Source organism: Aeromonas sp. 604282 (assembly GCF_049170575.1).
GTDB classification, from domain to species: Bacteria; Pseudomonadota; Gammaproteobacteria; order Enterobacterales; family Aeromonadaceae; genus Aeromonas; species Aeromonas veronii_A.
Genome location: NZ_JAAKMV010000009.1, coordinates 60,192 through 81,401, shown reverse-complemented (window position 1 = coordinate 81,401; position 21,210 = coordinate 60,192). Strand labels below are relative to the sequence as shown.

General features: G+C 57.2%; 20 protein-coding genes, 4 tRNA genes and 1 riboswitch. Of the genes, 16 read left to right on the top strand and 8 right to left on the bottom strand.

Translation table 11 applies throughout. The features are described from left to right. Nucleotides 1–116 precede the first annotated feature (116 nt). The gene (gene trxB, locus G5367_RS12320; protein ID WP_069527213.1) at nt 117–1,067 is read left to right on the top strand and encodes a thioredoxin-disulfide reductase; all 951 of its coding nucleotides are present in this window, start codon (nt 117–119) and stop codon (nt 1,065–1,067) included. 62 nt (nt 1,068–1,129) lie between these two features. Beyond that, complete coding sequence (locus G5367_RS12315; RefSeq protein WP_421244276.1) at nt 1,130–2,377, top strand: diguanylate cyclase; 1,248 nt, start codon at nt 1,130–1,132, stop codon at nt 2,375–2,377. 108 nt (nt 2,378–2,485) lie between these two features. Here G5367_RS12315 and G5367_RS12310 read toward each other — a convergent pair whose 3' ends face one another. Further along, nucleotides 2,486–2,956: a glycine zipper 2TM domain-containing protein gene (locus G5367_RS12310; protein WP_421244275.1), complete on the bottom strand. Its 471-nt coding sequence runs from the start codon at nt 2,954–2,956 to the stop codon at nt 2,486–2,488. A 19-nt stretch (nt 2,957–2,975) separates the two neighbouring features. On the opposite strand from G5367_RS12310, the gene aat reads away from it, so the two are divergent. The 3 genes from aat to infA all read left to right on the top strand — a co-directional run bounded on the left by aat (nt 2,976) and on the right by infA (nt 4,683). After that, complete coding sequence (gene aat, locus G5367_RS12305; RefSeq protein WP_019445527.1) at nt 2,976–3,683, top strand: leucyl/phenylalanyl-tRNA--protein transferase; 708 nt, start codon at nt 2,976–2,978, stop codon at nt 3,681–3,683. Continuing rightward, nucleotides 3,680–4,396 (top strand): arginyltransferase, encoded by a 717-nt coding sequence (locus G5367_RS12300; RefSeq protein WP_421244274.1) that lies wholly within the window; start codon nt 3,680–3,682, stop codon nt 4,394–4,396. Before aat ends, G5367_RS12300 begins: the two co-directional genes overlap by 4 nt. Nucleotides 4,397–4,464: 68 nt before the next feature. Further along, nucleotides 4,465–4,683 (top strand): translation initiation factor IF-1, encoded by a 219-nt coding sequence (gene infA / locus G5367_RS12295; protein WP_005300033.1) that lies wholly within the window; start codon nt 4,465–4,467, stop codon nt 4,681–4,683. 68 nt (nt 4,684–4,751) lie between these two features. On the opposite strand, the gene clpA is transcribed toward infA, so the two are convergent. Continuing rightward, on the bottom strand, nt 4,752–7,007 hold the full coding sequence (gene clpA, locus G5367_RS12290) for an ATP-dependent Clp protease ATP-binding subunit ClpA (RefSeq protein ID WP_005346431.1): 2,256 nt from the start codon (nt 7,005–7,007) through the stop codon (nt 4,752–4,754). 59 nt (nt 7,008–7,066) lie between these two features. Next, nucleotides 7,067–7,384 carry an ATP-dependent Clp protease adapter ClpS gene (clpS, locus tag G5367_RS12285; protein WP_005337111.1) on the bottom strand — a complete coding sequence of 106 codons (318 nt, stop codon included), beginning with the start codon at nt 7,382–7,384 and terminating at the stop codon, nt 7,067–7,069. 229 nt (nt 7,385–7,613) lie between these two features. On the opposite strand from clpS, the gene cspD reads away from it, so the two are divergent. Further along, nucleotides 7,614–7,832: a cold shock-like protein CspD gene (gene cspD, locus G5367_RS12280; protein ID WP_005300025.1), complete on the top strand. Its 219-nt coding sequence runs from the start codon at nt 7,614–7,616 to the stop codon at nt 7,830–7,832. 117 nt (nt 7,833–7,949) lie between these two features. Here the strand turns inward: cspD and folD are convergent, their stop codons facing one another. After that, entirely contained in the window at nt 7,950–8,804 is an 855-nt protein-coding gene (folD, locus tag G5367_RS12275; protein ID WP_064338144.1) for a bifunctional methylenetetrahydrofolate dehydrogenase/methenyltetrahydrofolate cyclohydrolase FolD, read from the bottom strand. A 213-nt stretch (nt 8,805–9,017) separates the two neighbouring features. On the opposite strand from folD, the gene G5367_RS12270 reads away from it, so the two are divergent. The 8 genes from G5367_RS12270 (at nt 9,018) to G5367_RS12235 (ending at nt 15,387) form a co-directional block, all read left to right on the top strand. After that, nucleotides 9,018–9,094 (top strand) — tRNA-Pro (locus G5367_RS12270). Nucleotides 9,095–9,131: 37 nt separating this feature from the next. After that, nucleotides 9,132–9,208, top strand: a tRNA-Arg gene (locus tag G5367_RS12265). Nucleotides 9,209–9,260: 52 nt separating this feature from the next. Beyond that, a tRNA-His gene (locus G5367_RS12260) sits at nt 9,261–9,336 on the top strand. 319 nt (nt 9,337–9,655) lie between these two features. Beyond that, complete coding sequence (rstA, locus tag G5367_RS12255) at nt 9,656–10,366, top strand: two-component system response regulator RstA (RefSeq protein WP_216978971.1); 711 nt, start codon at nt 9,656–9,658, stop codon at nt 10,364–10,366. Between the two features lie 21 nt (nt 10,367–10,387). Continuing rightward, a complete protein-coding gene (rstB, locus tag G5367_RS12250; protein WP_216978972.1) occupies nt 10,388–11,713 on the top strand; it encodes a two-component system sensor histidine kinase RstB in 1,326 nt (441 codons plus the stop codon). A gap of 54 nt (nt 11,714–11,767) precedes the next feature. Further along, a complete protein-coding gene (locus G5367_RS12245; RefSeq protein ID WP_005337116.1) occupies nt 11,768–11,950 on the top strand; it encodes a hypothetical protein in 183 nt (60 codons plus the stop codon). A gap of 153 nt (nt 11,951–12,103) precedes the next feature. After that, complete coding sequence (gene mprF, locus G5367_RS12240) at nt 12,104–14,653, top strand: bifunctional lysylphosphatidylglycerol flippase/synthetase MprF (protein ID WP_421244273.1); 2,550 nt, start codon at nt 12,104–12,106, stop codon at nt 14,651–14,653. A gap of 11 nt (nt 14,654–14,664) precedes the next feature. Then, nucleotides 14,665–15,387: a virulence factor gene (locus G5367_RS12235; protein WP_216978974.1), complete on the top strand. Its 723-nt coding sequence runs from the start codon at nt 14,665–14,667 to the stop codon at nt 15,385–15,387. A 294-nt stretch (nt 15,388–15,681) separates the two neighbouring features. Here the strand turns inward: G5367_RS12235 and G5367_RS12230 are convergent. Together G5367_RS12230 and G5367_RS12225 are read right to left on the bottom strand one after the other, a co-directional pair. Further along, nucleotides 15,682–15,769, bottom strand: a tRNA-Ser gene (locus G5367_RS12230). A gap of 134 nt (nt 15,770–15,903) precedes the next feature. Continuing rightward, nucleotides 15,904–16,359, bottom strand: coding sequence for a YbjN domain-containing protein (locus G5367_RS12225; protein ID WP_005346451.1), 456 nt, complete (start codon nt 16,357–16,359; stop codon nt 15,904–15,906). A 158-nt stretch (nt 16,360–16,517) separates the two neighbouring features. Between G5367_RS12225 and G5367_RS12220 the strand changes: the two genes are divergently transcribed. Continuing rightward, a complete protein-coding gene (locus tag G5367_RS12220) occupies nt 16,518–17,855 on the top strand; it encodes a flavohemoglobin expression-modulating QEGLA motif protein (protein ID WP_421244272.1) in 1,338 nt (445 codons plus the stop codon). 80 nt (nt 17,856–17,935) lie between these two features. Here the strand turns inward: G5367_RS12220 and G5367_RS12215 are convergent, their stop codons facing one another. Next, nucleotides 17,936–18,517: a thymidine kinase gene (locus tag G5367_RS12215; protein ID WP_005351181.1), complete on the bottom strand. Its 582-nt coding sequence runs from the start codon at nt 18,515–18,517 to the stop codon at nt 17,936–17,938. A 91-nt stretch (nt 18,518–18,608) separates the two neighbouring features. Beyond that, nucleotides 18,609–20,189, bottom strand: a complete 1,581-nt coding sequence (locus G5367_RS12210) for a Na+/H+ antiporter NhaC family protein (protein WP_216953394.1) — start codon at nt 20,187–20,189, stop codon at nt 18,609–18,611. Nucleotides 20,190–20,277: 88 nt separating this feature from the next. Next, a riboswitch (Lysine riboswitch) is annotated at nt 20,278–20,449 on the bottom strand. A gap of 302 nt (nt 20,450–20,751) precedes the next feature. Between G5367_RS12210 and G5367_RS12205 the strand changes: the two genes are divergently transcribed. Further along, nucleotides 20,752–21,156, top strand: a complete 405-nt coding sequence (locus tag G5367_RS12205) for an H-NS family nucleoid-associated regulatory protein (RefSeq protein ID WP_139474199.1) — start codon at nt 20,752–20,754, stop codon at nt 21,154–21,156. Nucleotides 21,157–21,210: the final 54 nt, after the last annotated feature.

Below are 21,210 nucleotides of genomic sequence, written 5' to 3'. Positions count from 1 at the left end.
TATTTTGCATGTCACCCCTTGTGAACACGATTAGTGCAATCGACTCACCAGCCTTTGACCCCGGATCACGAATTACCTACAATCGCGCAAACTCATCACATCCCGGAAATGACATCATGAGCCAAGTCACTCACAGCAAATTGCTGATCTTAGGGTCAGGCCCGGCCGGTTACACCGCGGCCGTCTACGCCGCCCGCGCCAACCTCAATCCCCTGCTCATCACCGGCATGCAGCAAGGGGGTCAGCTGACCACCACTACCGAAGTGGAGAACTGGCCGGGTGATCCGGAAGGTCTGACCGGCCCAGCGCTGATGGAACGCATGAAAGAGCATGCAGAGAAGTTCGACACCCGCATCCTGTTTGATCATATCAACAGTGTCGAACTGACACAGCGCCCGTTCCGCCTCAAGGGCGACAACGGCGAATACACCTGCGATGCCCTGATCATCGCGACCGGCGCCTCCGCCAAGTATCTGGGCCTGCCCTCCGAAGAGGCCTTCAAGGGTCGCGGCGTCTCCGCCTGTGCCACCTGTGACGGTTTCTTCTACCGCAATCAGGAAGTGGCCGTGATCGGCGGCGGCAACACCGCCGTGGAAGAAGCCTTGTATCTGGCCAACATCGCCAAAAAGGTGCACCTCATCCACCGCCGCGACGAGTTTCGTGCAGAGAAGATCCTGATCAAGCGTCTGCACGACAAGGTCGAAAGCGGCAACATCGTGCTACACACCCACCAGACTCTGGACGAAGTGCTGGGCGATCAGATGGGGGTCACTGGTGTGCGCCTGCGCAACACCCAGGACAACAGCACCAGCGAGCTACCGCTGATGGGCGTCTTCATTGCCATCGGCCATCAGCCCAATACCCAGATCTTCGATGGCCAGCTGGAGATGCAAAACGGCTATCTGAAGGTACGTGGCGGTCTCGACGGTTTTGCCACCCAGACCAGTATTGAAGGTGTCTTCGCTGCCGGCGACGTGGCCGACCACAACTACCGTCAGGCGATCACCTCGGCCGGTACCGGCTGCATGGCAGCCCTCGATGCCGAACGCTACCTCGACGCGCAATAAACAAGCGCAGTTGTGATATAAGGCATACCAGTCGGTATGCCTTTTTTCATTTAAGGAGTCTAATGAAACAGAAGATATTGATTGTCGAAGATAGCCTGACCATTCGGCGTATGCTGACTCAGGCCATTGCCCAGCAAACTGGCCTCGAGATTGACGCCTTCGATACCCTGGAAGGCGCCCGTCACTGTCAGGGCGAGGAGTATGTGGTCGCGCTGGTGGACTTGACCTTGCCGGATGCGCCCCGTGGAGAAGCGGTCAACGAGCTGCTGGCTCGCGGATTGCCGGTTGTGATCCTCACTGCCGACATCAGTGAGGATAAACGTGCCGCCTGGCTGGAAACCGGCGTGCTGGACTATGTGATGAAGGATTCACGCCACTCGCTGCAATATGCCGTCAGTCTGGTGCACCGTCTCTATCTCAACCAGTCCATCGAAGTGCTGGTGGTCGATGATTCACGCACCTCCCGTCACCGCACCATGGCTCAGTTGCGCAAACAGCTGTTGCAGGTTCATGAGGCAAGTCATGCCAGTGAAGCGATGGCGATACTGGAGCAACACCCGGGCATCCGGCTGGCACTGGTCGACTACTACATGCCGGATATTGATGGCATCAGTCTGGTGCGCATGCTGAGAGAGCGTTACAGCAAGCAGCAGCTGGCGATTATCGGGATCTCGGTCTCGGACAAACGCGGTCTCTCTGCTCGCTACCTCAAGCAGGGCGCCAACGACTTTCTCAACCAGCCTTTCGAGCCGGAAGAGCTGCAGTGTCGGGTCAGTCACAATCTGGAGGCGCTCGAGCAGTTCAACAGCATTCAGGAGTCAGCCAATCGTGACTATCTGACCGGTCTTTACAACCGTCGCTACTGGTTCAATGAAGGGCAAAAATGGTTTGAAGAACATCAGCATCAGCAGACGTCTCTCGCACTCTGTGTGCTCGATGTGGATCACTTCAAGCAGGTCAACGATCACTGGGGCCATGCCATCGGCGATCAGCTGCTCTGCCATCTGACCCGCCAGCTGACCCAGTTCTTCCCCGATGCCATGATCGCCCGCTTTGGCGGAGAGGAATTTGCCATGATGGTACCCCACTGTACCGTCCCCGTGTTGATCAAGCGTCTTGAAGGGCTGCGTCAGCAGCTGCGCCAGCAACCCTTGTCACCGGAAACCCCGCTCTTCGTTCGCGCCAGTTACGGCGTGATCAGCGTCGGGCGGATATCCATGGACGAGGCGCTGAGCGTAGCGGATCGGCTGCTCTATCAGGCAAAGAACACCGGTCGCGACAAGATAGTCTCTCAAGAGACAGCTATCTGAATCCTCAGGGCATCAGTCCCGTGTATTACCGCCCGACAGACTTTCCAGCAGGAGAGTCTGCGGGTTCCTTCCCTGCCACAGTCTCCCCATCACCATGACTATCGAAAGTCAGTAAGTCTTGTCGACCCGCACCCCATCATCGAAGTAGAGAATGCGCACCTTGTCCCCATTGGCAAAGACCATGGCGGGATCATAATCCTGGATCACGTTGATAAGGGCATTTTGCTCGTTGCGGATCAGCAGCTCCACCAACTTGTTTTCCACCACGGTTCCCCCGGACTGGTATTGCTGCGCAGCTGCAGCACCTGCGAGCGCGCCGACGGCGGTGGCGATTTCACGGCCATGACCGCCGCCAAACTGGTTGCCCAGCAGACCGCCCAACACGGCACCACCCAGCGTCTTCCAGCCAGAGTGCTCGGACTCCAGGAGCTGGCGCTGGGTAATATTACGCACCGTTTCGACCTGACCAAACACCACCTGATTGACCGACCGCGCGGTATTGCGCTGGTAGACCTCCGCCCCGGCGGGCGCCGTGACAAAGCAGAGCAAGCTGGATACTATCAGGATAATGGCCTTCATCTATGAACCTCGTTGCCTTATGTCTCGCTATCTTACCCAACTGGATGATGAGCTTTGCTGGTTTCCCGACCCCAGCCATGCGCTGGAAGAGCCCAACGGCTTGCTGGCGATCGGCGGGGATCTCTCCCCTGCCAGATTGCTGGCAGCTTACCACAAGGGGATCTTCCCGTGGAATGAACCCCACCAACCGACCCTGTGGTGGTCACCGGATCCCCGCGGGGTGATCCGTCCCGACCAACTCCATGTGGGGCGGACACTGCAGAAGATTATCCGCCGTACCCCATTCGATATTTCCGTCAATCGCGCCTTTAATGAAGTCATTACCGCCTGCGCCGCCCCTCGTCGCACTGCCGATGGCACCTGGATCAGCCAGCCCATGATCGAGGCCTACCAGCAGTTGCACCGGCTGGGTCATGCCCACTCTATCGAGATCTGGCAGGAGGGAGAGCTGCAAGCGGGACTGTATGGCCTATCTATCGGCCGACTGTTTTGCGGTGAATCCATGTTCAGCCGGATTGATAACGGCGCCAAACTTGCCATGGTGGCACTCTGTCGCCACTTCGCCCGCCATCGCGGCGCCCTCATCGATTGCCAGATGCAAAACCCGTTTCTGGCGACCCTGGGTATCGAGGAGTGGCCAAGGGCCCGTTTTCTGGCCGAACTGGCACGCCTTGGCCATCAACCACTATTGGCTTCCTGCTGGCAAGAGGGGGAAATCAGCCTATGACTGAAGAAGTGATCCTAAAAGTAGGGCTGACTCCCAAGCATCCCTGCAGTTATCTGGACCATGAACAGGAGCAGTTGCTGGTGCTGATGGATCACAATCTGCTCAACGCCAACGGTTACGAGCGATTGTTGACTGCCGGTTTTCGCCGCAGTGGCAACGACATCTATCGCCCCCACTGCCCGGCGTGCCATGCCTGCCAGTCCCTTCGTATTCACAGCGAGCGCTTTCGCCCCAGCCGCGGCCAGAAACGGATCCGCCAGCTTAACAAAGATATCGAGATTGTCCTGAGCTACGATGACAAGCCCGAGTATTACCTGCTCTACGAACGCTATATCTGCGAACGCCATCACGATGGCAGCATGTATCCCCCCAACCGCAGCCAGTATCGCGGGTTTCTCCATTGTGACTGGATGCCGCCGCTATACTTGGAGATGCGCAAGGAGGGACGCCTGATCGGTGTCGCCACCACAGACCTGCTGCCCCACTCCTTGAGCGCCATGTACACCTTCTTCGATCCGGATTATGCCGATCGCTCCCTGGGCACCTTTGCCATCCTTTGCCAGCTCGATCTGGCCAGGCGAACCGGGCGAAGCTGGCTCTATCTTGGCTATCTGGTAGAGGCGTGTCGCAAGATGAATTACAAACGCAATTACCTCCCTCATGAGCTGTTAATTCAGGGGGAATGGAAAAATATCGACACCAAGCCCGAGTAAACTTTACACATAGCCTTAAATCCGGCATGATCCAGCGGTTTTTTGTTGTGGCTTATCAAGAGGATTCAATGGCTAAAGAAGACAGTATTGAGATGCAGGGCACTATTCTCGAAACCCTGCCCAATACCATGTTCCGTGTGGAACTGGAGAATGGTCACGTGGTTATCGCTCATATTTCAGGCAAGATGCGCAAAAACTACATTCGTATCCTGACTGGAGACAAAGTAACGGTAGCACTGACTCCCTACGATCTCTCCAAGGGACGTATTGTTTTCCGCTCTCGCTAAGCCAGGAATTCAGCAAAAAACCCCAACCTTTCGGTTGGGGTTTTTTGTCGTTTTCTGATCACTGACGCTTAGTGGGAAACAGCTTCAACATTGACCTGAAAATCAAAGCTGAGGCTGTCATTTACCAACTCAACCTTCACAATTCCCCCGTCAACCAGTGAACCGAACAGGATCTCGTTGGCCAGGGGTTTCTTGAGGTGCTCCTGGATCACCCGACCCATCGGTCTGGCGCCCATGGCTCTGTCATATCCCTTCTCTGCCAACCAGTGGCGAGCACGCTCGGACACCTCGAGAGAGACCCCTTTAGCATCCAGTTGAACCTGCAACTCGACAATGAACTTGTCGACAACCTGATGGATAACCGTCATATCGAGATGGTTGAACCAGATGGTGTGATCAAGCCTGTTACGAAACTCCGGGCTGAAGGTCTTGTTGATCACCGCCATGGCATCGTGGCTCAAATCCTGTTGCTGGAAGCCAATCGATTTACGCTGGGTCTCCTGCACACCGGCGTTGGTAGTCATCACCAAGATGACGTTACGGAAATCCGCCTTACGCCCGTTGTTATCGGTCAAGGTACCGTTGTCCATCACCTGCAACAGCAGGTTGAACACATCCGGATGTGCCTTCTCAATCTCGTCGAGCAACACCACCGAGTGAGGATGCTTGATCACCGAATCAGTCAGCAAACCGCCCTGTTCAAAGCCAACATAACCGGGAGGTGCCCCGATCAGACGAGAAACGGTGTGGCGCTCCATATACTCGGACATATCAAAGCGCAACACCTCGACTCCCAACGCCTTGCCCAACTGCTGAGTTACCTCTGTTTTACCGACACCGGTGGGACCGGCAAACAGGAAGCAACCAACTGGACGACGCTCATTACCCAAACCTGAGCGTGAGAGGCGAATAGCATCCGTCAGCACCTCAATGGCCTTGTCCTGACCAAAGACCACCATCTTGAGGTTGCGCTCCAGATTCTTAAGCACCTCTTTATCGGAGGAGGAGACCGATTTTTCCGGAATACGGGCAATCTTGGCAACGATGGTTTCTATCTCCTGCACATTGATCACTTTCTTGCGCTTGCTCGCCGGCAACAACCGTTGACCGGCACCCGCTTCGTCGATCACGTCGATCGCCTTGTCGGGCAAGTGACGATCATTGATGTACTTGGCAGAGAGCTCGGCAGCTGCACGGATCGCCTTGGCGGTATAGCGCACGCCGTGGTGAGCTTCATAGCGACTCTTGAGCCCCATCAGGATGCGAGTGGTGTCATCGATAGTCGGCTCGACAATATCGATCTTCTGGAAGCGACGGGCCAACGCACGGTCTTTCTCGAAGATCTGGGCGTACTCCTGATAAGTGGTGGATCCCACACAGCGGAGCAAACCATTGGAGAGCAGCGGCTTGATCAGGTTGGCCGCATCCAGCTGACCACCGGAAGCAGCACCGGCACCAATGATGGTATGGATCTCGTCGATAAAGAGGATGGCCCCTTCCTGACGCTCAATCTGTTTGAGCAGTACCTTGAGGCGCTTCTCGAAATCACCACGATATTTGGTGCCCGCCAGCAGAGAACCCATATCCAGCGAATAGATGGTACTGCCCGCAATCACCTCGGGGACATCACCCTTGACGATGCGATAGGCCAGCCCTTCGGCAATGGCTGTTTTCCCCACGCCCGCTTCACCCACCAGCAACGGGTTGTTCTTGCGACGGCGGCAGAGCACCTGAATGGTACGATTGAGCTCCTGATCACGGCCGATGAGCGGATCGATACGCCCTTCCAGCACCAGCTGGTTCAGGTTGGTGGCAAAGCTCTCAATCTGTGCGGCCGAGACATCATCATCAGACTCGGGATTGTTATTGCTGCCGAGATCCGGCTTGCTGTCCTTGCGCACACCGTGGGAGAGGAAATTGACGACGTCGAGACGGCTGATCTCGGCTTTTTTCAGGAAATAGGCAGCTTGTGACTCCTGCTCACTGAAGATAGCGACCAGCACGTTGGCGCCGCTGACTTCGGTATTGCCGGAGGATTGCACATGGAAGACGGCACGCTGCAACACGCGCTGGAAGCCCAGTGTCGGCTGGGTTTCACGATCTTCATCATCGCGCGGTATGAGCGGAGTAGTTTGGGTGATGAATGCGCGGATCTCCTTGCGCATCTGCTCGACATCGGCACCACAGGAGCTCAGCGCCTCATGGGCTGAACTGTTATCCAGAAGGGCTAACAACAGGTGCTCGACGGTCATGAATTCGTGGCGCTCGTCACGGGCCAGTTTGAAAGCCTCGTTCAGCGTCTTTTCTAGATCTTTATTCAACATAGGCACCTCCCCTAGTACAGCTACAATGTGGTGTCACACTCGCCATCAAGTCATCAGATTCAAGCCTTTTCCATAGTACAGAGCAGTGGATGTTCGTTGTTACGTGCATAGGTGTTGACTTGGACAACCTTGGTTTCGGCGATCTCTGCGGTAAACATGCCGCAGACACCCTTACCACTATAATGCACACTCAGCATGACCTGAGTCGCCTTGTCCAAATCCATACCAAAGAACTTTTGCAGCACCTCCACCACAAACTCCATGGGCGTGTAGTCATCGTTGTTCAACACAACCTTATACATGGGTGGCGGCTGCAGCTTTGTTTTCTCTGCTTCTGCAATCTCTTCATTAGCAAAGAGTTCTTTCTGCTTGCTCATAATCGCGCTTTGGTACCTCTAGATTACTACCGTCTAACACAAGGTTGTCAATAGACTTGTTAACCAGATCACATCAGCTGTTAACAACTTCTTGACTCGCTCAAAAGTTAGACTAGATTGGTTACTTGCTAATCTGTGCCCGTCTGCTATGGGCCCATGTCCCTAGTTATAAAGGGCTGGCGCAGGTTACTCAACGACTTCTGGGTAATCAATAAAAGGATGTAGAAGTATGGCAACCGGCACAGTTAAGTGGTTTAACAACGCAAAAGGATTTGGGTTTATCTGTCCGGAAGGGGGCGGTGAGGATATCTTCGCTCACTACTCCACGATTCAAATGGAGGGCTACAAGACCCTGAAAGCGGGTCAGGCTGTCAATTTTGAACTGCAACAGGGGCCGAAAGGAAATCACGCCTCTGTGATTGTGCCAAACGAAGCACAAAATATGTAAATAACGCCTGTTGGATAAATAAAAAACCGGTTCCTCTCTGAGCAACCGGTTTTTTATTGTCAGATTTCTGGCGAATCCTGCCTCCTCACGGGATCACAGGGTTATCACCAGCCATGATCAGTCGTGATATTCACTACAGGCGATCAGGGTATTTTCCATCAGGCTGGCGACCGTCATCGGGCCCACGCCACCGGGTACCGGGGTAATGAAGGCGGCATGGCTGCGCGCCGTCTCAAACTCTACATCCCCGACCAGCGAGCCATCAGCCAGACGGTTGATGCCCACATCGATCACCAGTGCCCCCGGTTTGATCCACTCCCCAGGAATGAAGTTGGGCTTGCCAACCGCAACAACCAACAGATCGGCACGGCGTACCTGCTCTTCCAGATCCCGCGTAAAACGATGGCAGGTCGTGGTTGTGCAGCCCGCCAGCAACAATTCGAGGGTCATGGGACGCCCCACTATGTTGGACGCTCCCACCACGACAGCATGCAGACCGTGCGTCTTCACGCCGGTGGTCTCGATCAGCGTCATGATCCCTTTCGGAGTGCAGGGGCGCAGCGCCGGAATACGTTGGGCCAGACGGCCGACGTTATACGGGTGGAATCCATCTACATCCTTGTCAGGCTGGATCCGCTCCAACACCTGAGTGGTATCAAAGTGATCCGGCAACGGCAGCTGAACCAGAATGCCATCTACGTGGCTATCCGCATTCAACTGGTCGATCAGCGCCAGCAGCTCTTCCTGACTGGCGGTTGCACTCAGATCATAGGAGCGGGAGAGAAAACCCACCTCCTCGCACGCCCGACGTTTGCTGCCGACATAAACCTGAGAGGCGGGATCCGCCCCCACCAGAATGACTGCCAGCCCTGGAGCCCGTTTCCCTGCCGCCAACCGCTGTTGGACTTGCGCCGCGACCTGGCTGCGAATCGTTTGCGCAACCTGTTTTCCATCTATGATTTTGGCAGACATCGTTCTCCACTCACCATGTGTTCAACTGCCGCGCATTGTCGCATTTTTTTAGCCGGGATGTTAGCGGCAGACGCACGCCATACCTGTAGCGGGCAATAAGTAGGCACTTGAATTTACTGGGGGAAAAAGTCGTTGACGCTGGCCCTTACGCTTGGCTATGATGCCCGCCCGTTGCCCAGTACGACTCATGTCGATATGCTGGTCAGGGATTTTCGGTGATTAGCGCAGTCCGGTAGCGCATCTGGTTTGGGACCAGAGGGTCAAAGGTTCGAATCCTTTATCACCGACCATGTTCATCGACTTGTCGTCAAGACGCGTTGATACAGAGCGCCCTTAGCTCAGTCGGATAGAGCAACGGCCTTCTAAGCCGTGGGTCGCAGGTTCGAATCCTGCAGGGCGCGCCATTAATGCTCCCCTTTCCTTCTGGATTGGCGAGTGTTGATGAAAATTTCAGTGGTGGCTGTAGCTCAGTTGGTAGAGTCCCGGATTGTGATTCCGGTTGTCGTGGGTTCGAGCCCCATCAGCCACCCCATTATTCCGTCGTTTGGCACAACGTTGCCAATACGGCAAGATACAAGCCTTATGGCTTGTCAAGAAACCGGCCTAGGCCGGTTTTTTTGTTTCTGCAGCGCCATTTTCTACGCTTATATCCCCGCATGTCTCATCGCACTGCGCCCTGAGTGGCTGAGATGCTAATGGCCCAGAGCCTCATCATTGCTCCGCCACCCCGGCTATCGCTCTTATCATCGCAATCCCCATAAACCCCTCCAACGTTCTTTTTCTGTATTTCCCAAGTGGCATTGATATGCTGACAGCTCCTCTTTTCTCCTGCTTCCGGTTGGAGCTTTTCTATGCAACGCATTCTTTTTGTTGAAGATGATCCCGAGATTGGCCAGCTCATCAGCAGCTGGCTTGGCCGTCACGATATGGACGTGATCCTCGAGACCAGAGGGGATATGGCGCTGGCCCGGGTTGAGGCCGAACAGCCCGATCTGGTGCTGCTCGATATCATGCTGCCAGGACAGGATGGCATGTCCCTCTGTCGGGATCTTCGGTCGCGCTTCGACGGCCCCATCGTGATGCTTACCTCTCTGGACAGCGACATGAACCAGATCCTGAGCCTGGAGCTGGGCGCCAATGACTACATCCTTAAAACCACGCCTCCCCCCGTACTACTGGCCAGATTGCGGGTGCAGTTTCGCCAGCACCAGCAAGCATCAACCCAACCGGCCGCCTCCAGCAGCGTTCCCCAGCAACTGCAATTTGGTCTGCTGCGGGTGGATGGCCCGGGGCGAGATGTGCGCCTCGATGGCGAGAGCATTGCTCTCTCGACCGCCGACTTTGATCTGCTGTGGGAGCTCGCCTGCCACGCGGGCCAAATCTTGAGTCGGGAAGCCCTCTTTCGCAGCTTGCGCGGCCGGGAGTACGACGGCCAGGATCGCAGCATGGATGTGGCCATCTCCCGCCTGCGCCGAAAACTGGGTGATAACCCCGACAACCCGACCCGGATCAAGACGGTGCGCCAGAAAGGTTACCTCTTCGTCCCCCACGCCTGGGCATAACCCTCTTTCGGGAGCACCGCCATGCGCCGCCTCTTTATCCAGTTCTATCTGTTGTTGATCGGCTGTTTCACGCTGGCCATCCTGCTGGTTGGCGTGGTCTATCAGGTGACCGCCGAACGGGCGGGTGATCGCTATCTTGAACGCATGATGCAGGGCTCTCTTGGCCTGTTGACCGGCGAGTTGGCAAGAACTCCACCCGAGCGCTGGCCCGATCGACTGGCCGAGCAGAGCAGTCAGTTTACCCTCCCCCTCAAGATCGGCGAGCTGACACGCCAGCCCTTGGCCAGCGAGGATCAGGCCTTTCTGGCCGCCGGCAACATTGTCATCGTCGAGGAGGATGACACCTTCCTGCAGCGCATCCCCGATACCGATCGGGTGCTGATTGTCGGCCCTGTCCCCTACCTCTCCTACCTGCATGAGCTGCACTGGGTCGATGTAGGGCTGTTGCTGGTGATCGGCCTATCCCTCGGCCTGCCCATCCTTCTGTGGTTGCGTCCCCACTGGCGCGGCTTGCAGCAGTTGGAGCAAACCGCACGTCGCGTAGGCGATGGGGATCTCTCCTGCCGAACCAATCTGCCACCGGGCAGCAGTCTGGCCCGGGTGGGGCTTACCTTCGATCAGATGACCTCCCAGCTGCAAGCCATGCTCACCAGTCGCAAGCAGCTGACCGATGCCATCGCCCATGAGCTGCGTACCCCGCTGGTCAGATTGCGCTATCGGCTTGCCATGCTCGATCCTGCCCCTGCCGCAGAAGAGCAGCGAGCACTGGAGCGGGATCTGGGCGCGCTGGACTCGCTTATCGAAGAGATGCTGACCTACGCCAAGCTGGACAGGCCGGAACTTCCGCTGCAGCGGGATGAACTGGAGCTCGGCAGTTGGGCAGAGCATCACCTCGGCGACTGGCAAGCGTTGCGGCCGGAGAAACATCTGACCCTCGCTCTGCCTCCCATCAAGATGCCCTGGTGCGGCGATCATCGTCTGCTGACACGCGCCGTCGAGAACCTCATCAACAACGCCCTGCGCTACGCCGAAAGCGAGGTTACCCTCTCCATCTCGCGGCTACAGGAGAACTATCTGCTGGAAATCAGCGACGATGGGCCGGGTATCGACCCCGCACTGGCGCACCAGATCTTCGAGCCGTTCGTGCGTCTTGATCAGAGTCGGGATCGCCGCACCGGTGGCACCGGGCTGGGGCTTGCCATTGTGCGCAGCATAGCGCTCCACCACGGCGGCGATGTGGCATTGCTTCCTTCCGGCAAGGGAGCCCGCTTCTGCCTCACCCTCCCTGTACATTTGGATACAAACCGTCACCAAGTGCTCACTGAAGTACCGCGGTCAGCGTCATAGGATGAAGCCATGGAGAAATGCTCCATACCACCAATCCGAATAAGGAAATTGAACATGAAAAAGATCATTCCCCTGACCCTGGCTGCCGTCTTCGCCCTCACCTCCGGTTTCACCATGGCGGCTACCCCGACCAAGACAGCCACACCGCAGGCGACCCAGACCAAGGTGGTGAAAAAACACCATAAAGCCACCCACGCCAAGACCCCTGCCGTCAAAGTCGCGCCGAAAACCAAGTGATCCAACCGGTCACTGGATAACACTGAGGGAGGCTGACGCCTCCCTTTCCATCTCTTCCCGAAATTTTCCTGACGAGCGCCTCCCTCGTCCAAACCGGATCCACGACCCGGCTCCCCCTTTGCGGGAAACGGTCAATGACCACAGGAACATGGCATGTGGCGTCATCTGCTTAAATGGCTAGGCCCCTTGTGCAGCTTGCTGCTGCTCGGCACCGCACTGACCGTGCTGTATCACCTGACTCAGGCATGGCACTGGCACGATATTCGTGTGGCCATCTGGTCCCAACCCCTGCCGCGACTGGCGGGCGCCCTGTTGCTGACCCTGCTCAGTTATGGTTGCCTCTGCAGCTATGACATGCTGGCGCTCCATGCGCTGGGCAAGCGCCTTCCCTGGCAACAGGTCAGCATCACCTCCTTTATCGCCTACACCTTCTCCAACACCCTGGGATTTTCCCTGCTGACCGGCACCTCGGTACGCTATCGCCTCTACTCAGCATTGGGGCTCGCCACCGGGGAAGTGGCACGCGTGGTGCTGTTCTGCTCCATCACCTTTTTCCTCGGCCTGCTGGCGTGGGGAGGTGGCGCCCTACTGACCTGCGATGTATCACAGTTGCTGCCTGACTGGCCGCAATGGGCAGATACCCTGCTCAGGCTGGCGGGCGGCATGGCTCTGCTGTTGGTGGCCAGCTACCTCTGCTGGCCTACACACCGTCTCTCCTGGCGGAAACACACCCTGACCCTCCCGGGCTTTCGGATACGTCTGTTGCAACTGCTGGTCGCGCTGGCCGACTGGATGGCCGCCGCCGCCGTGCTGTTTGTGCTGTTGCCTGCAGATAGCGTCCCCTACCCTGTGCTGCTCAGTGCTTTCGTGCTGGCCAGCTTCCTCGGGGTACTGGCCCACGTGCCGGGCGGGATCGGCGTGTTCGAAGCGAGTATGAGCCTGCTGCTGGCCCACTATCTGCCGGCCGACAAGCTGCTCGCCTCGCTGCTGCTCTATCGCTGCATCTATTATCTGCTTCCCTTTCTCTGTGCCCTGCTGCTCTTTGCGAGTCAGGAGATGCTGCAACAAAAAGCGCGCTGGCAACGGCTACAGGGGCTAATGAGTGCAGTGCGCGAATTTCTGCCTGCCCTTATCAGCATGGGCACCTTCGCCGCCGGCAGCCTGCTGCTCTGCTCGGGCATGATCCCGACCATGCGCAGCCACATCGAGGTGTGGCTGCAGGTGCTGCCGCTCCACCTGCTCGAGCTCTCCCACGTGCTCGGCAGCGTGAGTGGTATTCTCCTGATCCTGCTGGCGCGCAGCCTCTATCGCCGTCACGACGCCGCGTTTCGCATCACCCAGCTGCTGCTGGCTCTAGGTATCGCCTTCTCCCTGCTCAAGGGTGGGGACTGGGAGTCAGCCCTGCTGCTCGGCAGCTTCCTGCTGATCATGACTCCCTGCCGCGCCCTCTTCTATCGCAAGGGGTCGCTGCTCTATCCCCAGTACACCCCAGGCTGGCTCATTTCGGTCGGCGCCGTGCTGCTGGGGGCGCTGTGGCTGCTGCTCTTCTCCTACCGTCAGGTGGAGTATGACCACGCCCTCTGGTTCCACTTCTCGCCCCACGGCGGGGCTGCCCGCGGCCTGCGCGCCATGGGGAGCGTGGTGGCCGTGCTGGCCGTGGCCGGGGTTGCCCAGCTGCTTGCGCCGCTGCGCGTAGTCGGTGAAAAGCCGGACAAAGAGACGCTGGCGCGCGCCCACGAGCTGGTGGTACGCGAAGGGGGGATCCACGGCTATCTGGCCCAGTTGCAGGACAAGTCCCTGCTGTTCCACTCCGCCGGCGACGCCTTCCTGATGTATGGCATCGAGGGCAACAGCTGGATTGTGATGGGGGATCCGGTCGGTCGCCCCGAGCAGATCGAAGAGCTGCTCTGGCAATTTCGCGAGCGGTGCGATGAGCACGACGCCAATCCGGTCTTTTATCAGGTCTCGGCCCGCTATCTGCCACTCTATCTGGAGCTGGGGCTGATCCCCTTCAAGCTCGGTGAAGAGGCGATGGTCGATCTGGCTACCTTCGATCTGGCGGGCAGCCGGCTGCGCAACCTGCGCCAGAGCCACGCCAAGGGCAAACGGGAAGGACTGACCTTCGAGGTGGTCGAGGCGAGCGCCGTGGCTCCCCTGCTGCCCAGATTGCAGACCGTCTCAGATACCTGGCTGCAGAGCAAGATGGGCAAGGAGAAGGGGTTTTCGGTCGGCCGCTTCGAGCCTGACTACCTGACCTTGAGCCCGGCTGCACTGGTCTGGCACGAGGGGCAGATTGTCGGCTTTGCCAACCTCTGGGTGAGCGATAACAAGGAGATGCTCTCCATCGATCTGATGCGTTACAGCCTGGATACCGGCACCGCCCCCATCATGGATTTTCTCTTTGTCGAGCTGCTGCTGTGGGGCAAGGCGCAAGGGTACGCCAGCTTCAATCTGGGGATGGCCCCCATGTCCGGCTTCAACGATCACCCGCTCAACAGCTACTGGGCCCGACTTGGCAATACCCTGTTTGTGCGTGGCAGCCGTTTTTACAACTTTCAGGGGCTCAGACGCTACAAGGAGAAATTTTCGCCCCGCTGGGAACCCCGCTACCTGCTCTGCAGCAGCAAGCTGGTACTGCCCAGAACCCTGACTCACCTGATCACCCTGATTAGCCGCGGCCCGCTGGGGCTGATCAAGAAATAGGAGCATGGCCAATGAGAGCCTTGATTTTGCTGTTACTCAGTCTCGTACTGCCCGTTGCATCTTTTGCGGCGCACGCCGCCCCGGTCAAGGACGACCTGAGCCTGATTGAGCTGCCGGTCAAGCAGCCATCCGACGCCCCCATGGTGATCTTTCTCAGCGGCGATGGTGGCTGGGCGGCCCTCGACAAGGGGCTGAGCGCCCAGTTTCAGCTGAACGGCATGCCGGTCGTGGGCTGGAGCTCCCTGACCTACTACTGGAAGAAGAAAACCCCGGAGCAGGTGACCGCCGATCTGGAGCGGATCCTCGATGATTATCAGGCCCGCTGGCAGCGCCCCCACTGGCTACTGGTCGGTTTCTCGTTTGGTGCAGAGATTGCCCCCTTCGTCATCAACCGGTTGCCGGAGCACTATCGTCAGGGACTAGTCGGGGCCGTGATGCTCTCCCCCTCTACCAGCTCGGATTTCGAGATCCACGTCAGCGACATGCTGACCCACAAGACCCGCAGCTACCCGACCGAACCGCAGGTGAAGACCATCCGCGATCTGCCGATGCTCTGCCTGCAAGGAGCCGATGACGATGACGGCGACCGCCTCTGCCCTCGTCTCAACCAACCCAACGTCACCAGCATCACCCTGCCGGGAGGACACCATTTTGACGATAACTACCCCCAGCTCTATCAGGCCATCACCAAGCATCTGAACCTGCCCCCGGATCCGCTGACTGTGGAGCATTAACCCGTATCACCACGGAATGCCTTTCAAGTACCGAGAAGGGCAAATCAGCGAGCAATGAAAAGGGCCTCTCTTGCGAGAGGCCCTTTTACTGAATTGGGCGGAAACTTTAAAAGGATCGACCAATGGGTTGGCCGTGGCGTCAAAGTCACCGAGGCTTTTCACTACGATTGCCCAAGAGGTTCAGCCAGATGCTGGGCTATCAACAATGAGGATTTGCATTCCTATGCCAGCAACCACGCGGGGATTGCGCCAGAAAGCAAAAAGCCCTGATGTTTCCATCAGGGCTTTGCAATGTGGCGGTGAGGGAGGGATTCGAACCCTCGATACGTTGCCGTATACACACTTTCCAGGCGTGCTCCTTCAGCCACTCGGACACCTCACCAAATTTTGGTCTGTGGTTTAACGTGTTCAGCCAACACTGTGTTCTCTGCGCCGTTGCGCTGGAACGGGGCGTAATTTAGGGGAAAGCCCCGCCCGCGTCAACGGCTTTTTTCACCTGGCGAACCGTTCGAACACTTAATGCACAGATTCCGGCGCAACCTGGATTTCTGGCAGGTTGAGGAAGCCGGAACGTTCGCATTCGGCAACCAGTTCGTGGGTGGCAGCGATGGTGCTTTGCACGAACAGCAGGAACTGCTCGACGCTGAGTCCGGCCTTGGTAAAGACGGTATGGCCGACCACCAGCCGCGGCAGGTTGTCATCGATGATATCGAGGAACACCTTGAGGGAGGGGTACTGCATATTGAGTCGTCCCAGTTCGGCAACCAGTGGTAACAGGGCCGAGGGGCGAACTTCCAGCTCGGAGGAGAACAGCAGACCTTCCTCTTCCACGAAGATCCGGCTCTCCTGAATACCATCGACCGACTGCAAAGAGACAATGTGGATACCGTGACACTGGTCGCAGACATAGTGCTCGATACGAGCCTGTTGCAACCAACGCATTATCATTTCGGAGCTGGGGATATTCATCATTTCCACGACAAGATTGGGATCAAGGGGCGCAGTCTAAACCAATTTGCCAGCAACAAAAAGCGCGCCAACCCGATAACCATGCGGCTCGCTTCTTTTTGGCAAGCGCTATGCATATACTCAGCCAAATCCACGATGACGCTTGCCCCACAGGGGGCCCCATGACCATCCAAGAAAAGTATCGCCTTCATCTGAAATCACTCTCGGATGAGCTGCTCACCCTGCAAAAACCCATCCGGATTCTGGATGCCATCAAGTGGCCACGCCATCTGCAAGAGCGCTTTCTGGCAAGCGGTGGCAGAGAGCAGCCCGCTATCGACAGGCACTTCTATGATGCCCTCCCCCTTGGCTTCGATCCGCGCAACAAGTATCTGGAGCTCAAGGAGCTGCGGGACCGGATCCGCAGAAAACTGGGGCCACAGGACGATCTAGGGCGGATCCTGCAAGAGACGGTCGATCAGTACATGGTGGTGATCGAGATGCTGCGCCAGCGCGGCCAACCCGATTTTCAGCGTTACAGCCAGCTGCTTTATGGCTCTGCCAGCGATCACCTGCGCGGGGATCGCAAGACCCTCAAGGAGCTGGGCGCCCGCCTGTGCGATATCTTCTCCCTGCCCGGCGCGCGCCATCTGGTGCGTCCCTATCCCAAGGAGTTCGAAGGAGAAGCTGCGGTCGCCAAACTGCAGGGCAAGCTGTCGAGCTACTTCAGTGACGGCACTGTACAGGTGAAGCTGAGCGATGGCATCGTCTCTGACGCCGCGGCCGGGGGCGACTACATCAAGCTCAACTCCCACGCCCGTTTCTCCGAGCTGGATTTGCAGGTGCTGGAGGTACACGAGGGGTGGGTCCATGTCGGCACCACCCTCAACGGTCGCCAGCAGCCTTATGCCACCTGGCTGAGCGCCGGTTCACCGCGGATCACCGCCTGTCAGGAGGGGCTGGCCGTCCTGATAGAGACCCTCACCTTCAGCTCCTTTCCGGATCGGGCCAAGCGTATCTCCGATCGGGTGATGGCCATCGACATGGCCGAGCGCGGCGCCGATTTTATCGAGGTGTTTCAGCACTTCGTACAGCAAGGCACCAGCGAGCACGACGCCTACAAGATCACCCAGCGGGTCTTTCGTGGCGGCATGGTGGGCGGCGGTGCCTGCTTTACCAAGGATCTCTCCTACGTGCGTGGCTATGTGGAGACGGTCAACTTTATCCGCAGCGCCGTGTTGGAAGGGGTGCCCGAGATCCTGCCGATGCTGTTTGTCGGCAAGGTGACACTGGATGACATTCCGGTGCTCTATCAGCACTATCTGGAGGGGCTGATTGCCGCTCCCCGCTATTTGCCGCCGATGTTTCGCGATCTCACCGGCCTCTATGTCTGGTTCGGTTTTGCCTCCGGCATGTCGCTGGTGGATATCGGCCGGGTACAGCACCATTTTCGCCAGCTGTTTCAACGCCTGCCGGTGGCCGACCCCATCATTGCGCCGGTGGATATCGAGATCGACTGAACCACAGCGATACAAGTTGGGGAACATAAAAAGGGCGCCAGATTGGCGCCCTTCTCGACGATTCAAATATCGCAGCCGAATTACTTGTAAGCCCGACCTTCGAGATAGTGTTTGCGACAGAGTGACACATAGCGATCGTTGCCACCGATCTCCACCTGTTCGCCATCACGCATCACCTGCCCCGCTTCGTTGACCCGGGAGTTCATGTGAGCCTTGTTGCCACACCAGCAGATGCTCTTCAGCTCTTCAAACTTGTCGGCCAGACAGAGCAGATGGTAGGAGCCCGGGAACAGCTCGCCGCGAAAATCGGTCTTGAGGCCATAGGCCATCACCGGAATATCCTGCTCATCGACGATGCGGGCTAACTGGTAGACCTGCTCACGGGTCAGGAACTGGGCCTCGTCCACGATGAAAACATCGATATGTTTCTTCGCATGGCGCGCTTTCACCATTTCAAACAGATCACAGCTGTCGCTGAACACGTCCACCTTCAGTTCAAGGCCTACTCGGGCACTGATCACCCCGACCCCGAAACGGTCATCGATGGCTGGCGTCATCGCCAGAGGATGCATGCCCCGCTCCAGATAGTTGAAGTGCGCCTGAATGAGCTGGGTGGATTTGCCTGAATTCATGGTGGCAAATTTGTAGTGCAGTGAAGCCATGATACTGTTCCGAAACTGAATTTATGGGGCGCATGCTAACCAAAGCCCCTGACAAAACCAAGGGGCCCGCGGGCCCCTTGCTCTATAAATGTTACGCGGTGGCCAGCACTGGCCGCGCTTTAGCCTTTTTCAGGTGATAGCCGGTAAAGAGCACGAACCAGAGGGCACTGACACTGAAACCGGCCAGGCTGGAGTGCATCAAGCCCATCGCCAGGTAACCGATGGCCGCACCGAAGGCGATGGCCAGTGCATAGGGCAGCTGGGTCATCACGTGATCGATGTGATGGCAACCGGCACCGGTAGCAGAGAGGATACTGGTGCTGGAGATGGGTGAGCTGTGATCCCCGAACACCGAGCCAGCCAGTACCGCCGCCAGCATCGGCAGCATCAGGCTGATGTCGCTGGCGGCGGCCATGTCACCGGCCAGCGGCAGCATGATGCCGAAGGTACCCCAACTGGTGCCGGTAGCAAACGCCATGGCACAGGAGAGGATAAAGACCACAGCAGGCAGCACTTCGATCGGCAGGTTGCCGTTAGCCAGCGAAGCCAGATACTTGCCGGTCTCCACATCGCGCACCACGGCACCTATGGTCCAGGCAAACAGCAGGATGTTGATGGCTGGCAGCATGGCCATGACGCCCTGCGGCGCGGCCTTGATCCAGTTCTTGGCACCCAGCTTCAGGCGCATCGCCAGACCGATGGAGACCACCAGACTGCACAGGGCACCGTAGACCAGCGAAGAGCCGACGTTGGTGTTTTCGAACGAGCCGAGCACGCTAAACGGCAGCCCTTTCTCGCTCAGCACCGCAGCACCGGAATCAATCATGAAATAGATGGTGGCGGCGGTCAGGGTCAGGATCGGCAGTACCATGTCGATCATGCCGCCGTTGCTCTCTTCCGGGCTCTCCATATCCAGACCGATGGGGCGGCCCTTGGACTCATCCCACAGCTTGCCTTCCAGCGCCCACGATTCGTGTTGACGCATCGGGCCGATATCCAGCTGACAGGCGATCACCACCAACACCATGATCAGGGTGAAGACGGCGTAGAGGTTCATCGGGATCATCTCGACAAACGCCGCGATGGGGCTCTGTTCGGTCAGACCGTGGGCCGCCATGATGCCGCCAACCAGAGCGATGATATAGGCGCCCCAGGAAGAGATGGGCATCAGCACGCAGACCGGCGCCGCGGTAGAGTCCAGCAGATAGGCCAGTTTGGCACGGGAGATCTGGAAGCGGTCGGTCACCGGACGGCAGATGGCCCCCACCGACAGGCTGTGGAAGAAGTCATCTATAAAGAAGGCAAACACCATCATGCCAGTCAGCGCTTTGGCGCCCTTGCGGGTCTTGGCACGACGCTCGGCCCACTCGGCAAAGGCACGGGTCGCCCCGGAGACGCTCATCAGGCTGATGAGGCCACCCAGCAGCAGCATAAACAGGATCATGTTGACGTTGTCGCGATTGAGCGCGCCATCGACCCAGAAGATCTTGAGCACGGTATTCAACATGTAATGCAGGGATTCGAGGGGTGAAAACTGATTTAGCAGCAGACTGCCGGTGACGATGCCCACACCAAGGGACAACAGTACGCGGCGGGTCATGATCGCCAGCGCGACAGCCAACAGGGGGGGAAGAACGGACCAACCGGAGTCGGCGAAATGACTAATGTCCATGATCTCTTTGCACCTAAAGATTACAGGTGGAGATCTACCGAGAGGATCTAAAGAAACAAAACCTATGGGGAGGTCATACTCCTCAGCCCCTTCAGGTAGCGCTCCATAGTGGATGACTATGGCAGTCCTGCACCTATTAGATGCAGAACCAGCAGCCCGGTATGATGGCCTGGCCACTTCGGCGCTGACTCCTTTCCTTGTGCATCACAGGCATCACCCTCCGCACAAATACTCATAGGCAGCGCGCCTCTACTTAAAGGTATTCGATGCACATTTTATCGAGATGGTAGCTTATAGCAAGTTTTTTGATTAAATAGTCATGATAAACAGACCTAGGTCGTAAAATGGTAGTCAAATGATGCAACAACGCCAGCTTTGACGATATTTTCACCTACTGCGGCTTCATTGGCATCCAATCACCAAGCCTATTGCTGGCCATATTAAATCTCTGTATTGATGTTCCCCACAGATATTATATTTAACCCGGCTTGACTTATTTAAATCACCAAGCAAGAATCAGCTGGAACATAATATTTTTCTCTGACTCGACGTGGTAACTCCTATGAATGAATTTTTAAAGGTACTGCTTAATATCCGCAGTCTGCGTGCCACCTGCCGCGAACTTTCTCTGGAACAACTGGAAGAGGCGCTGGATAAACTCTCCACTATCGTAGCTGAGCGCCAGCAAGACGAAGCTGCCGCCCGTCAAGCTCGCGAAGAACATCAGCGAAAAATCAACGAATATAGCGAAATGCTGAAAGCTGCCGGCATAGACCCAGCCGAGCTGGTCAATGCCGTTGCAACAACATCTGGCAAGACCGAAAAAACAAAGCGAGCACCACGGCCAGCCAAATACCGCTATCAGGATAATGGCGTAGAGAAAACATGGACGGGCCAAGGCCGTATGCCTTCGGCTATTGCCAGCGCAGTGGCAGCAGGCAAATCACTGGAAGACTTTGCTATCTGATCTCAATCTCGTTGCTAATAAAAAACCTCGCCAAGGCGAGGTTTTTTATTAGCG